Raw genomic sequence first — 13818 nt, 5'->3', positions numbered from 1 at the left:
CCACCTCAGCCGGGCGCCGGCGCGTCGTCCGGCACGAAGACATAGCCGCGGCCGCGCAACGTCTGGATGTAGCGCGGCGAATCCGGCACCGGCTCGATCAGGCGGCGCAGCCGGTGGATGGCGACATCGACCGAGCGTTCGTCCATTTCGGTGTCACGGCCGTGCATGGCTTCGAGCAAGCGGTCGCGCGACAGTGCTGTGCCCGGGCGACCGGTCAGTGCGTTGAGCAGCGCGAATTCGGCGTCCGACAGGGGCTGCAGGTCGTCGCCGCTGCGCAGCATGCGGCGTGCCGGCACGAAGATCCAGCGGCCCAGCGCCACCGGTGCGCCGTCGCCCGGCAGCGCGGGCGGCGGGCGACGCTTGAGTACCGCCTGTATGCGCGCCAGCAGTTCGCGCGGATCGAAGGGCTTGCCGAGGTAGTCGTCGGCGCCGAACTCGAAACCGATCACGCGATCGACCACCTCGTTACGCGCGGTCAGCATGATGACCGGCACATCGTCGCGCTCGCCGCGCAGCGCGCGGCACACGTCCAGTCCGCTCAGGCCCGGCATCATCAGGTCGAGCACGATGAGGTCGGGCCGGACGCGACGCAGCCGCCGCAACAGTTCGTCGCCGGACGGCAGCGCGACCGCTTCCATGCCGTTGCGGGCCAGATAGGTGGCGGTCATCGCGCGCAGTTCGGAGTCATCGTCGACCAGATAGATGACGGGTGGGCGTGCATTCATCCTGAAAACCTCAGTTGATCGGCGCCATGGGCAGGGTTGGCGGGGTGCAGGGCAAGGCGCGGGGATGCGGCAGGATGGCGCCCCGCCAGAACGGGCAAGGCGGCCGGGCGCCCCGCCGCACGTGGCGGCGAAGCACGCTCACCCTGACGGTGAAGGCCGGGTGAAGCAGGAAAGTCGCAAGGGCACTGTCCTTCATCAACATTCCACGCGGTCAGCGGAGGTTTTCAGGATCATGGCAGGGAAACAGCAATGGCAGTCATCTCCCCAGCCTGCAGTCTCCCACGTCGCAGGACCGGTTTTCTTACCGCACATTACCGGCGCCCGCCGCTGCAACAACCGGTAATCAAACGCGTCCTGCCGCTTACGCTTTGCGGCGCCCGCCGCGGCCAGACTCCGCTCGTCCCCTCAACGATGGAGTCACACCATGATCCGATCTTTCCTCCCCCTGCTGGCCGGCACCCTGATTGCGCTGCCGCCGGCCATCGCCGGAACACGCGGCGGCGATCTGCCCGGACCGGTACGCGCGGCGCTGGTCGAACTGCAGCAGTCGCTGCAGCTCACGCCGCCGCAACAGCTGCAGTTCGCCCGCGCCATGGCTGCGACGCAGGACGTGCTGCCGCAACTGCGCGCGAATCACAAGGCCATGCTAGATGCCACGACGAACGAACTGGAGAAGGCGGTACCCGACCTCGCCGCCCTGGCCGTGCTGCGCGACGATACCGTGCTCGCCGATCTGGCGCTGCGGCAGGCCGCGCGCGCCGAATGGCTGGCGCTGTACGCCCTGTTGACGCCGGAACAGGTGGCCCTGTTGCGCGAGGAACTGAAACGACGCGTCGAGCAGATGGACACCCTGCGCGCCGTGCTGCCCGGCATCGCCGTCGGCCTGATCTGAACACCCCCGACAGACACGAAAGGACATGAACATGAAGACCGTATCCCTCACCTCCGCCCTTGCCCTCGCCACCGCGCTCCTTGTCGCAGAACCGGCACTGGCACGCGAGTCCGTCTTCACCGGGCCGAACGGCAAACAGGCCAGCCATCGGGTCGAACGCGCCAGAGAATCGATGAATTCGGAGTGGACCGGTCCGAACGGCCGGACCGCCGGCCGCAACGTGACACGCAACGGACAGGGCAATGCCAGCGCCACTGCCAGCGGTCCGGGCGGCCGCAGCTACACGCGCGAGCGCAGCCAGAGCGATGGCGACGTGAACAGCACGGTCACCAACGGCAGCGGCGAAGTGGTCGGCGCACGCAGCGTCGACCGCTCGGAAAGCGGTACCGCCGCCACCGCCACCGGTCCGGACGGACAACAGATGACGCGCACCACCACCCCCTGACAACGCCGCGCCGGCCACACCGGCTTGACCTGAATCAAGCAACGCGTGCGCCGGCGCCGGATTGTCATCAATCCGCCATCCGTGTGGCCAACAGTGGACGGTTTGAACCCTCACCGGTATGTTGCATGCGCAAGGAATCCGCCGTCGAAGCCCTCGGCCAGCAATCGCTGCTGATGCCGGCCCGCATCAAGGCGGCGCTGGCCGCCAATGACCGGCTCAAGCTCAGCCTGACCATGCTGCAGGCGGCGGCCGCACACGCCACCGACCGCGAGGCACCGGTCGCCGACTGGGCACCGGACATGCGCCAGGCCGGCCTGCATGACGCCACCTGGCTGCGCGAACTGGTCAGTACCGCGTACTTCGACGACCACACGCTGGTGCTGCCGAAGATTGCCCTGCTGGCCGAACTGCTGCAGACCGATCTGACGCTGATGGCGCGCCCGGTGTGCGACGGCGGCACGCCGGTCGACGCGGAGCTGAGGCAGCGGCGCGACGACTGGCTGACCCGGCTCGGTGCGCTGGCCGAGCGCGAAGGTCTGGACGGCGACGGCCTGCGCGCGCTCACCCACGGTGATCGCCGCGGCGGCGACAGCCTGCACCTGCTGGTGATGGACCTGCACCGCCGGCTCAACGCACTGTCGGCGCAGATCGCAACCGAAAACATCGATGGCGCACACGCCTGGCAGATCAAGCCGGACGACAAGGCGCTGATCCAGGCCTTCATGCGCGGCATCGCGCGCACCGCGCCGTTGAAGTTCTCGCACCCCGGCCTCGACACCGCGGTGACGCGCGACCACAGCCGGCTACTGATCCAGAACGATATCGGCACCAATGATGTGCATGTGCTGGTGATCGAGGTCGAGCCCGGTCGCATCGCGCTCACCTATTCCGACCTGCACGCCGGGCGCTTCGACTTCTTCTGCCGCATGCTGGCCGACCTCGGTTTTGCATGGACGGTGTCAGCGCCGCGCGTCAGCAGTGAGCTGAACGCCGGCAAGCCCTACCAGCTCGGCCGCGCCGAACTGCGCGCACGCGGCACGCGCGCAATGTGCGACGCGCTGGAGCGGCTGGCTTCGCGCATCGTGTTCGTGATCGACTGGAACCGCGCCCGGCGCCGGCTGCAGATCTTCGTCGACAAGGCCGGCGCGCGCGACCTGCTGTGGCAGGCGGCACGCGAGGAGTGGGGCCACATGGCCTGGCTGCTGGCCGGCGGCGAGGAACTGGTCTACGGCGCGATGCGCGCAGCCGGGGCGGATGTATTCCGCGTCGGCGACCGTCTGGATGCCGTGCTCGGCCGCGACGCCGCGCGCGACTACCTGGCCGCGCTGCTGCGCACCTCCAGCCAGGCGCTGCTGGCGCACCAGCCGGTCAATCAGGTGGCCGACGAGGCGCGCCTGCTGCTCGCGCGCCTGCTTGCCCGGCGCACGATAGAACTGGATCTGATCGCCGAGCACGCCGCCTGGTGTCACGCGCTGGCACAGGCACTGGGCGATGCGCTCGACGGCGCTGGCGATGCCGCCGCGCTGAGCTTGCGCGCCAAGGACTGGGAGCGGCGCGCCGACCGCCTGCTCACCGAGGCGCGTCAGCGCGCCGAGCGCCAGGCGCGCTGGGCCGCGGTGGTGGCACTACTGTCGCAGGCCGACGACGTGGCCGACGCGCTGGAAGAGTGCCTGTTCATCCATTCCATGCTGGAGGCGCCGCCGGTCGATGGCGTACCCGTCGAGGTGCGCGACGCGCTGCGCCTGCTCTGCGACACCACCACGGCCGCGATCCAGGACTGGGTGCGCGCGATCGAAATCGCGCGCCATGTCGGCGGCGCCGGTGACGCACGCGAGGGCGAAAGCTTCCTGCAGACGCTGTGGCGCATGCTGCGCGCCGAACGCCTGTGCGACGAACAGGCGCGCCAGGCGCGGCGCGCCATCGTGCGCACACTGCACGCCTCGCCGGCCACCTTTTCGCTGGCCAACGATCTCGCGGCAACGCTGGAGAAGGCATCCGACGCCCTGCTCGCCGCGGGTTACTCGCTGCGCAGTCTGGTGTTTTCGCGCAACGGAGACGCCACATGAAAACACATTCAGATCATGGCTTCCTGATCGGCTGCGGCGAAGCGGAGCAGCACGACGCCAGCGCAGCCACCATGGGGTCCAAGGCGTGGAATCTGCTGCGCATGGCCGGCGCCGGCCTGCGCGTGCCGCCGGCCTTCGTGCTCGGCACGCACTGGACCGACCACCCCGACACCGGCATCGAACACGCGTTCGCCAGCGGCCTGCCAGCGCTCGAGCAGGCAGTCGGCCGCCGTCTCGGCCACGCCGCCAACCCGCTCATCGTGTCGGTCCGCTCGGGTGCTGCGGTGTCCATGCCGGGCATGATGGAAACGCTGCTCAACATCGGCCTTTCAGACCGCACGCTGTCCGGCTTTCTGCGCCAGACCGGCAACCCGCGTCTGGTGTGGGACGCCTACCGCCGGCTGGTGGCGAGCTATGGCGAAGTAGTGGCCGGCCTGCCGGCTGCACTGTTCGAAGGCGAGCTGGAGCGGCTGGCACAGGGGCGCGACGAGCGCAGCCTCGATTTCGGCGAACTGCGCGAACTCACGCGCCGCTTCCTCGACCTGTATGCCGCCGGCGCCGGCAAGCCTTTCCCACAGGATCCGGGCGATCAGCTGGCGGAGGCGGTACGCGCGGTGTTCGCATCGTGGAATGCCGACAAGGCCGCGACCTATCGCCGGCTCAACGGCATCGCTGCCGACATGGGCACCGCGGTGACCGTGCAGGCCATGGTGTTCGGCAACTGTGGCCACGGCTCGGGTGCGGGCGTCGGCTTCACGCGCAACCCGGCCACCGGCGAACCGGGTCTGTGGGTGGATTTCCTGTCCAACGCCCAGGGCGAGGACGTGGTGTCGGGTCGGCGCAGCGCACACGGACACGAGGCGCTGGCACAACGACTGCCGGCCGCCTGGGCCGATCTGCAGCATGCCGCCGGTACACTGGAATCGCTGTTCGGCGACATGCAGGATTTCGAATTCACGGTGCAGGATGGCGTGCTCCATCTGCTGCAGTCGCGTACCGGCAAGCGCACGCCGCGCGCCGCCGCGCGCATCGCTCTGGACTTGCTGGACGAAGGCGTGATCGACGCCGATACCGCGCGCCAGCGCACCGCCGGACTCGACGAGGGCGACCTGCACACGATGCGGCTGGTATTCAAGGGGCACAGCGAACCGGCCGAGCCGCTGGCCTGGGGCATGACGGCGAGCGCCGGCATCGCCAGCGGCGAAATCGCGTTCGACGGCGAGCGCGTCGCCGCACGCTTGAAGGACGGTGCGCGCGTCATCCTTGTACGCAACGACGCGGAAACCGCCGACATCGGCGCGCTCGAACACGCAGCCGGTCTGCTCACGCGCAACGGGGCACGCACCTCGCACGCCGCAGTGGTGGCGCGCCAGCTCGGCAAGGTGTGTCTGGTCGGCTGCGACGCGCTGCGCATCGACCTCGACAAACGCCGGCTGCACATCGGTGAGCAGCGTTTCGACGAAGGCGACGCCATCACGCTGGACGGCAACTCCGGCGGCATCCACGCCGGCACGGTGCGCAGCGAGCGCGTGCCGGACCGCCCGCTGATGGCGCGGCTGAAGGCGCTGCGCGGAAAGCCGGCGAAGGCGCACGGCAAGGGCAAGCGCTGATCGGCATGACCGCAATTTTTTCGGAGGACAGGGCGGGCGCAACGTTCCACCGGATCGATGCCGCCCCGCGCGCCGACACATCCGTGTAACCCCGTCGTTACCGGGCTGACGCATGAGCACGCCACGCTTTCGCGATGCGCGCCAACGTCACCTTCTTATTGCTGCCCGGACTCGATGGCGGAGCATGCTTTCTGCGCCCGCTGATCGCGGCGCTGCCCGCGTGGATCACGCCGCGCGTCATCGGCTATCCGCGCGCCGGCGCTCAGGACTACGACACCCTGCTGCGCCACGCGCTGGCGCAGACCGCCGATCTCGACGCCTACTGGCTGCTCGGCAGTTCGTTCGGCGGACCGCTGGCGCTGCGGCTGGCGTCGGCCGATGCGGCGCGGGTGCGCGGCCTGGTACTGTCCACCACCTTCGTGCGCATGCCGCAGCCGCAGCGTGCGAAATGGGCGCCGTTCGCCAGCGCCCCGGTGATCGGTGCGCTACGCACGGCACGCCGGCTGCCGGTCTGGTTCGGGCGCCGGCCGTCCGATCCGTTCCGCATCGCCAAGGCGGAAACCTGGCGCCACGTGTCATCGAGCGAACTGGCGGCACGCATCCGCACCGTCATGCACGAAGACGCCCGAGCCCACCTCGGCGCGCTGCGCGTGCCGCTGCTGTGTCTGGCTGCCGCTGCCGACACCGTGGTGCCTGCGCACAACCTGGACGACATCCTCGCACTTCGACCGGATGCCGAGATTGCGACGCTGCCCGGCAGCCACATGGCCCTGTTCCATCAGGCCGGGCAGGCGGCGCAGCATATCGTCCGGTTCATCGAAAAGACCGACGGCGAAGTCTTTGATCGCACCCTGCGCGCTCAGCGCCCGACCTGTCCGGGCGCATGACGCACACCTGATTCCGCCGCGCCTGACCGCACCCGGCTCGTCCTTCGCGGTGATTGTCGAGATGCCGCAAGGTGGCCGCCGGCCGGGCCCGTGGGTACAGTGAGCGCTTTCCCGGGTGAGCTTTCCTTTTCATGGCAGTACAGATCGACTTCGACCTTGACGCCGACGGATTTCGCCGGCGTTTCGAATGCATACCCTTTTCCAGTCTGCTTCAGGATGATCTGTACGGACGCGCCATGGCGCGCGTCCAGGGACTGCGGCCGCGCTGGGGTCTGATTCGCGATGGCGACGACGAGTTGGGCGTGGTGCAGGTACTGGAACGGCATGCACTGTCGGGTCTGCTCGGCGCCGTCGTGCTCGACCGCGGGCCACTTTGGCTGCCGCACACCGATGGCGCTACGCGCGCCGGAGACTTCTTCAGCGCGTTCTCGCGCATCTGGCCGCGCCGCATCGGACGGCGCCGCCGCATCATTCCCGAACTGCCTGCCAGCGCGCACAGCATGGCGCTGCTGCGCGCCGCAGGCTGCCGGGCGTTGACCGACACGCCGGCGGCCGGCTACGCCACCTTCATCGTGGCTGCGGATGAGCCGGCGGCCTGTCGACAGCGGCTGCTGCCGCGCTGGCGCCACGCGCTGGACAAGACCGAAGACGCGATCGCTGACGGTCGGCTCGTTGTGCACTGGCCGCCCGCGCGGTCACGCGCGGCTGACCTGCTGCGCCGGCATCTGGCCCAGCGCGAGGCAGCGGGCTATCGCGGTCCGACGGTGGCCGAGCTGCAGCGGTTGCTGGTCGATTACGCTAAGGCCGGCCAGCTGCTGATCGGCGAGGCACGCGAAGCCGGCAGCGAGGTGCCGTGTTCGATGATTGCGCTGTTGTGCCACGGCATGACCGCCACCTATCAGATCGCCTGGAACAGCGACGCCGGTCGTCGTCTGAACGCGAACACTGCGCTGCTGTGGTCAGCCCTCGATCGGCTGCGCGAGCGCGGCATCGCGCATCTGGATCTGGGCGGACACGATGCGCTGCATTCGCCGCTGCTCAGGCGCTACAAGGCCGGTCTGGGCGGGCGCGAAATGCTGCTGGCCGGCATGCACGACTGAATCGACACTTGATCCCGAAAACCTCGGAGGACCGACGATGGCCTGCCGCCGAGCTGCCAGGGCGCGCGTGCGGGCAGCCTCATCGTCCTGCGACGCCACGCATGCAACGCGTGACACTCTGCGCCGCAAACGGCCTCGACAGCGCCCCAAGGGCGGCCACTCACCACCGAATCCATGCGCTTTCGGGGCCGACGATATAATTCGTGCTGATACCCGGGAGCGCACATCATGAAGAAAACTGATCAATTATTCGAAGCCAACCGCAGGTGGGCGGCGAAGATGCAGGCCGATGATCCGAAGTTCTTCGAACATCTGGCCACGCTGCAAAGCCCGGAATACCTGTGGATCGGCTGTTCCGACAGCCGCGTGCCGGCGAACCAGATCGTCGGGCTGATCCCGGGCGAAGTGTTCGTGCATCGCAACGTCGCCAACCTGGTCGTGCAGACCGATCTGAACTGCCTGTCGGTCATGCAGTACGCGGTCGACGTGCTGAAGGTGAAGGACATCCTGGTGGTCGGCCACTACGGCTGCGGCGGCGTGCGCGCCGCGCTGCACGACATGCGCTTCGGGCTGATCGACAACTGGCTGCGAAATGTGCAGGACGTGCGCAATCACCACCGCGCATTGCTCGACGCCGTGGCCGAGGGCGAACTGCAGGAAAACCGCCTGTGCGAACTGAACGTGATCGAGCAGGCGGTGAACGTCTGTGAAACCACGGTCATCCGCGACGCCTGGGCGCGCGGCCAGGAAGTGCGCGTGCACGGCTGGATCTACGGCCTGAAGGACGGCCTGGTGCGCGACCTGCGCATGGAAGCGGGCAACGAGGAAGAACTGCGCGACAACTACGATCTGGCGCTGAAGTCGCTGGATTGACCGGGCCGGCTGACCGGCGCGCACTGCGCGCCGGTCATGTTCATTCGCTCCGGCGCCCGGCAACCGGCGCCACGTCCACCACTTCCACCGCCTGCCCCGGCTCGCCGACGGTGCGCAGTTCCGGCCGGTACATGTCTTCCATGAAGGTGCCCGGCACGGTGTAGCGGCCCGGGCTGACGACTCTCACCATATACACAAGGTTGATCGGTGCGCTGTCGAGCTTGAGGGCGGCGACGAAGCGGTCGTCGCGGAACTCGCGGTGCTTCACGCGGTTGTCGGTCATCGTGTCGGCGATGCGCAGCGACTGGCCGTTCGGCAGCTGCAGCGAGAACTCCGACGCCTGCGGGCCCTGAGACAGGTTCTGATTCTCGATCTCGAGCCCGGCGGGCAGGCGGTCGACCAGCAGGGCGTCGTCGGCGCGGCGCGTCGGCTTCACTTCGACCCGCACCAGCATGAGATCGCCCACCTTCAGCGCGCGGCCGTCCCACGGCCGGCCGTCGGCGTCGAACCAGCTGCGCTGCACGCTGCCGAGACGGTTTTCGGGCGGCGGCGTGACCTTCGGGTAGCCGCTGGACTCGACTTCGACGTACAGCGGGGCGTCACCGGTATTGACCAGCGTGACGCCGCGCCGCGCGGCCGGGGCGTCGACCGGCAGCATCATCGGCTGGGCGCCGCCGTAGCGCTCGCCGCCTTCGACCTGCAGCGCCCAGGGTTTGCCGGCGCCCAGCCCGGCGGCGCGGCCGGCCATGACGAGCGCGATCTGTTCCTGCGTGGACAGCCAGCGCCGCTGCGCGCTGTCGGCCGACAGTTCGAACAGCAGGTTGGCGGCGCGGTCGAGCTTCACGTCGTGGCGCGACAGCAGCGCGTACAGCATGGCGCGATCGCGCAGCGGGCTGCCGTAGTCGCCCAGCCATTCGTACTCGTTGTCATTGCCGATCAGGCCGTACGGCTTGCCGAGCGCTTCGTCGAGCGCGACGCGCGAACGCGCCTCGTCGCCCATGAGCTTCAGCGCCAGACCCAGGTGGGCCAGCGCGAGCGGCGACTTCGCGAGCTGACGGTGTTCGTCGTGCAACAGGCGCAGCGTCGCGAGCGGCGCGCGCTGCTCGCGCGCCAGCACATACCCCAGATGGGCGGCGTTGGCGAAGCGCGTGTGCGCGCCGCGCACCAGATCAGCCTCGCCGGGCTGGGCAGGCTGGGCAAGCGTGCGCACGGGCAGCCGCCGCATCTGCGACGGGGCGAGCTGGAATTCCTTCAGCATCCAGTCCTGCATGCGCCGGGCGAAATTCTCGGGCACGGTGAAGCCGCCCTCGCGCGCGTCGATAAGGAAGCCGGCGACATAGGCGGTGATCCAGTACTCGTATTCGCCGCCGCTACCCCACATCGTCATGCCGCCCTGCGTGCCCTGCATGCCGGCCAGCCGGCCGATCGCCGCTTCGACCAGCACGGCGCGCTCGGCGCGGGTGTGCGGCTTCAGGCCCAGTTCGGCGGCATAGGCCTCGTCGATGATGACGTGCGGCCAGGCGGCACTGACCGTCTGTTCGGCGCAGCCGTACGGATAGCGCAGCAGGCCGCGCACCTGTTCGCGGATGTTCAGCGGCGGGCTCGATGCGGCGGTCACGTTGAGCGACGCGGACGCCGGCCAGAAGCTGTCGAGCACCGATGCATCGACGACGTGGCGCGCACCGGCGTCGATCTTCACGCGCCGCACCTGACGCTGCAGGGCGACCGGTGGCGTGACCTGAAGCGCGGCTTCGCGCTCGATGTGGATGGGTTTGACACCGCCGGTGGCATCGAGCGTCAGCGTCAGTCGCGCAAGCCCTTCGGCTTCGACCGCCTCGGCGGCGAAACGCAGGGTTTCGCGCTGCCTGGGCGCCAGCGTCAGCGTGCGGGCGCCGTCGGCGATGCGCGCGGGCGACTCGGCGGCCAGCGCAAGGCGGATCTGCTGCGACGCGTCGGTCAGATTGGTGACTTCGAGCGCCACGGTGGCGCGGTCACCCGGCGCGATGAAGCGCGGCGTGGACAGTTCGGCCACGATGGGCGCGGCAACGACCAGCTCGCGCTCGCCGCGGCCGAAGCGATCCGGCGTGGAGGCAACGGCCATAAGGCGCAGGCTGCCGTTGAAGTCCGGCAACATGAGCGCGATGTTCGCCTCGCCCTTGTCGTCGAGCTTTACCGGGCCGGAGAACAGATCGACCAGCTTCACCTTCTTCGGCATGCTCTGCGAATCGCGCATGCCGGCATCGCCGCCCCACTTGAGCTTGCCGCGCGTGCCATCCATCTTTTCGATCAGCCGGCCGTAGATGTCGAGCAGATCCGGGGTGTAGCGTTGCTTGCCGAAGAAATAGCCGTGCGGGTCGGGCGTGGCGAACTGCGTGATGTTCAGAATGCCCTGGTCGACCGCCGACAGCGTCACCCAGGCATGCTGGCCGGTCACGCCGTCGACCTTCACCTTCACCGTCGTTTTCGTTTCCGGCTCGACCTTGGCCGGTGCTTCCAGCGCCACCTTCAGCCGGCGGTCTTCGCGCGCCAGCGGAATGTGGGCGAGCCCGAGCGCACGCGCCGGTGTCACGCGGCTGCCTTCGCTGCCCGGCCGGAACGCCAGCACGGAGACGTAGAGGTCATGGCGGTTCCAGCTCGCATCCAGCGGCAGATTGATGGCAGTGCCGGCGGCGCTCACCTTGACGCGTCTGGCCCACAACACGCGGTCGCCCTCGATCAGCACCAGTGCCTCGCCGTCGTGCGGCGGCGTGAGGTGCGCCTTCACCGTGTCGCCGGCGCGGAAGGGCTCGCCTTCGAGACGGATCTGCACGCGGTCGGGCCGGTTTCCGAGCGCCTCGTCGCCCTGCGCACCCCAGCCGGCGTAGAAGCGGTAGCGCATCGTCAGGCCGTGCTGCGGGTCGTCGATTTCGAGCCGGTAACTGCCCCAGGTGACCGGGAAGGCGAGCTTGGTCTGCGTCTTCAGCGCAATGGTGCGGCTGTCGACCAGTTCGTCGGCGTCGCTGAAGCCGGAGTGCCAGCCGCGCTGGTCATCGAAGCGCCAGTAGTACTGCCGCTCTTCCTTGAACAGCCGCACGTTGGCCTTGTCGAGCGCGGACAGCGTGCCGTCGGGCAGGAAGCGGCTGACCTCGAATTCGGCCAGCGACGATTCGCGCGCCACGTCGGCGTCGAACAGCGGACGCACGCCGATCAGCGCGGGTGCCGGCCACCAGGCGCGCTCCAGCGAGCGCACCACCGGCCGGCCGCCGGATTCGAGCAGGCTCAGGCTGGTGCGCAGGCGCAGCGGAGAGCGAGCAGTGCCCGGGTCGTACGGCACCGCCAGCTGTGCGGCGCCGCTGTCGTCAAGCGCGGTTTCTTCCAGCTCGCGCCGGCCCTTGAGCGCGTCGTCGGCGAAGTCGCCGAAGATGAAGCCGGGCTTCTGCGGCAGCGCAAAGCGCAGGCGCTCGGTGGCGAGTGCGCCGAGCAGGCGGTTGCCGGCGGCCGGCGCGCCGAACAGGTAGTCGCCCTGCACCGCGATGTCGAGCGGCTCGCCGTCGGTCAGCACCCCCTCCGCACTGGTCAGCGCGAGCTTCATGCGCTCGGGCAGGAACTCCTCGACCTTGAAACGCATGATCGCGTCCGGCCGTTTTGCCCCGGGATCGGCGCGCAGTTCCAGTGTCCAGGCGCCGGTCTGGGCGTCACCGGGAATCGCCAGCGTGTGGCGGAAGTAACCGGGTTGTTCGGCCGAGGGCTGCCACACGCGCTGACTGACGGTGCGCCCGTCGGGGCGCTTGAGCAGCACACTGAGCGGCTGCGCAGCGACCGGTTGGCCGTCGGCATCGCGCGCCAGCACCGACACATCGAAGCTTTCGCCCGGCCGGTACAGGTCGCGCCCGCTCCACACGAACAGCTTGTTGTTCGTCGGCAGCAGGCCGGCGGTGTCGAATTCGGACAGGTCGAGCGCGGCCTCGCCCAGCGACACGACCGACAGCTCGCGCCCGCGACGCGCGATCACCAGCCGGGCATCGGCCGGTATGGCGTCGAAGGTGGCGCGGCCGTCGCCTTCGGCCTTGACCGATGCGACGCGCTTGCCGTCGCCGTCCAGCACTTCGAACTCGACGCCGTCGAGCGCCGCGCCCGAGCGCAGCGACGTGGCGAAGGCATCGACGCGGCTGCCGTTGCGGTGCAGGTGCAGGCCGATGTCGCTGACGTAGAAATAGGTGGTCTGGTAGTCGCCGGAAAAGCTGCCCGGCACATTCATCACCGCGACATACACGCCCGGCTCGCGCAGCTCCTTGATGTGCTCGACCGGCAGGAAGCTCACGTGCCGGCGGTCGCGCTTGTCGTCGGTCTGGAAGCGGCCCAGATAAACGCTGGACGACAGGTCCTTCAGCTGGTCGATGTACCAGCCGGAGGTGCGGCCGCGCAGGTCGACGGTGCCACCGCCGTAGTACTCGCCCTCGTACTCACCTTCGCCTTCGCCCTGCGCGCCCTCCTCGTCGGCGCTGCGGCGGATACCGTACACCTTGTCGAGAAAGGCCGGCAGCTGCGCGGGCTCGACGCGCAGGAACTGTACGTCGACTTCGGGCGTGTTGATGGTGACCACCGGCAGGCCGCCGTTCTGCCCGGCCGGCAGTACGGTGCCGCGGCTGGCGAAGAAGAACGCCGGCGGCATGTCTTCGACCAGCGTCTCGCACTGGTGGGTGCCGGCGAGCTGATCGCCGGCGCGCGACGCGACGCCGACGGCCACATCGATGCGGTAGCGCCGCTTCGGCAGCACACCGGAAAAATAGGCGATGCGCGGGTTGTCGCCCAGGTACCAGTTGCCGACCACCTTGCCGCCGGCCTCCCGCGTTTCGCTGTCACCCAGATCGGTGACCGTCATCAATTCGCCCAGCGGCAGCTTGCGCGCCAGCGGCCGGCTGAAAGTGACCGCCAGCGCCGGTCCCGCTTCGCGGCTGCGCGCGTCGCAGCGCAGCACCGCGAACGGCGTGTCCGGGTCGTCGCCGATGGCGGCGATCGGCGCGTCAGGGCTGCGCGTCGTCTGCCACCAAAGCGCCGCCGCGACCGCAGCCGCCAGCACGAACAATCCCGCCCAAAGCTTGCCGCCGCCTGCCTTCATGACCGTGCCCGTTCCGTCTGTCATCGCCCGCCGCGATTATCCGCGATCCGCGCGATCATCATGCGATGTTGCAAGCGCGCCGACCCCGGATCGCGTGCCGGGTGTGACTGTACCTGGGGCAG

9 protein-coding genes are annotated in these 13818 nt (G+C 69.1%); 7 read left to right on the top strand and 2 right to left on the bottom strand.

Annotated features, from left to right (window positions below):
• Window positions 1-5: 5 nt before the first annotated feature.
• The gene (locus tag NMQ16_RS14475; RefSeq protein WP_257081540.1) at window positions 6-725 is read right to left on the bottom strand and encodes a response regulator; all 720 of its coding nucleotides are present in this window, start codon (window positions 723-725) and stop codon (window positions 6-8) included.
• Window positions 726-1149: 424 nt separating this feature from the next.
• On the opposite strand from NMQ16_RS14475, the gene NMQ16_RS14470 reads away from it, so the two are divergent.
• From NMQ16_RS14470 to can, 7 genes are all read left to right on the top strand, one after another.
• On the top strand, window positions 1150-1617 hold the full coding sequence (locus tag NMQ16_RS14470) for a Spy/CpxP family protein refolding chaperone (RefSeq protein WP_257081539.1): 468 nt from the start codon (window positions 1150-1152) through the stop codon (window positions 1615-1617).
• A 31-nt stretch (window positions 1618-1648) separates the two neighbouring features.
• Window positions 1649-2062 (top strand): hypothetical protein, encoded by a 414-nt coding sequence (locus NMQ16_RS14465; protein WP_257081538.1) that lies wholly within the window; start codon window positions 1649-1651, stop codon window positions 2060-2062.
• A gap of 125 nt (window positions 2063-2187) precedes the next feature.
• A complete protein-coding gene (locus NMQ16_RS14460) occupies window positions 2188-4128 on the top strand; it encodes a hypothetical protein (RefSeq protein ID WP_257081537.1) in 1941 nt (646 codons plus the stop codon).
• Window positions 4125-5738: a PEP/pyruvate-binding domain-containing protein gene (locus NMQ16_RS14455; protein WP_257081536.1), complete on the top strand. Its 1614-nt coding sequence runs from the start codon at window positions 4125-4127 to the stop codon at window positions 5736-5738. The genes NMQ16_RS14460 and NMQ16_RS14455 overlap by 4 nt, the downstream gene beginning before the upstream one ends.
• Window positions 5739-5872: 134 nt before the next feature.
• Window positions 5873-6625, top strand: a complete 753-nt coding sequence (locus tag NMQ16_RS14450; RefSeq protein WP_257081535.1) for an alpha/beta fold hydrolase — start codon at window positions 5873-5875, stop codon at window positions 6623-6625.
• A gap of 131 nt (window positions 6626-6756) precedes the next feature.
• Window positions 6757-7725 carry a GNAT family N-acetyltransferase gene (locus NMQ16_RS14445; protein WP_257081534.1) on the top strand — a complete coding sequence of 323 codons (969 nt, stop codon included), beginning with the start codon at window positions 6757-6759 and terminating at the stop codon, window positions 7723-7725.
• A 228-nt stretch (window positions 7726-7953) separates the two neighbouring features.
• Window positions 7954-8598, top strand: a complete 645-nt coding sequence (gene can, locus NMQ16_RS14440) for a carbonate dehydratase (protein WP_257081533.1) — start codon at window positions 7954-7956, stop codon at window positions 8596-8598.
• Window positions 8599-8638: 40 nt separating this feature from the next.
• On the opposite strand, the gene NMQ16_RS14435 is transcribed toward can, so the two are convergent.
• Complete coding sequence (locus tag NMQ16_RS14435; protein WP_257081532.1) at window positions 8639-13720, bottom strand: alpha-2-macroglobulin; 5082 nt, start codon at window positions 13718-13720, stop codon at window positions 8639-8641.
• Window positions 13721-13818 lie beyond the last annotated feature (98 nt).

Origin of the sequence: Methyloversatilis sp. XJ19-49, assembly GCF_024580145.1 — a bacterium.
GTDB lineage: Bacteria > Pseudomonadota > Gammaproteobacteria > Burkholderiales > Rhodocyclaceae > Methyloversatilis.
The sequence above is the reverse complement of the archived record's forward strand: the minus strand, read 5'-3'. Positions and strand labels throughout refer to the sequence as shown.

Excerpts from the sequence above, each read along its gene's own strand:
- NMQ16_RS14475 (WP_257081540.1), bottom strand. The coding sequence starts at position 725 with ATGAATGCACGCCCACCCGTCATCTATCTGGTCGACGATGACTCCGAA.
- NMQ16_RS14455 (WP_257081536.1), top strand. The coding sequence starts at position 4,125 with ATGAAAACACATTCAGATCATGGCTTCCTGATCGGCTGCGGCGAAGCG.
- can (WP_257081533.1), top strand. The coding sequence starts at position 7,954 with ATGAAGAAAACTGATCAATTATTCGAAGCCAACCGCAGGTGGGCGGCG.
- NMQ16_RS14470 (WP_257081539.1), top strand. The coding sequence starts at position 1,150 with ATGATCCGATCTTTCCTCCCCCTGCTGGCCGGCACCCTGATTGCGCTG.
- NMQ16_RS14435 (WP_257081532.1), bottom strand. The coding sequence starts at position 13,720 with ATGACAGACGGAACGGGCACGGTCATGAAGGCAGGCGGCGGCAAGCTT.
- NMQ16_RS14465 (WP_257081538.1), top strand. The coding sequence starts at position 1,649 with ATGAAGACCGTATCCCTCACCTCCGCCCTTGCCCTCGCCACCGCGCTC.
- NMQ16_RS14460 (WP_257081537.1), top strand. The coding sequence starts at position 2,188 with ATGCGCAAGGAATCCGCCGTCGAAGCCCTCGGCCAGCAATCGCTGCTG.
- NMQ16_RS14450 (WP_257081535.1), top strand. The coding sequence starts at position 5,873 with ATGCGCGCCAACGTCACCTTCTTATTGCTGCCCGGACTCGATGGCGGA.
- NMQ16_RS14445 (WP_257081534.1), top strand. The coding sequence starts at position 6,757 with ATGGCAGTACAGATCGACTTCGACCTTGACGCCGACGGATTTCGCCGG.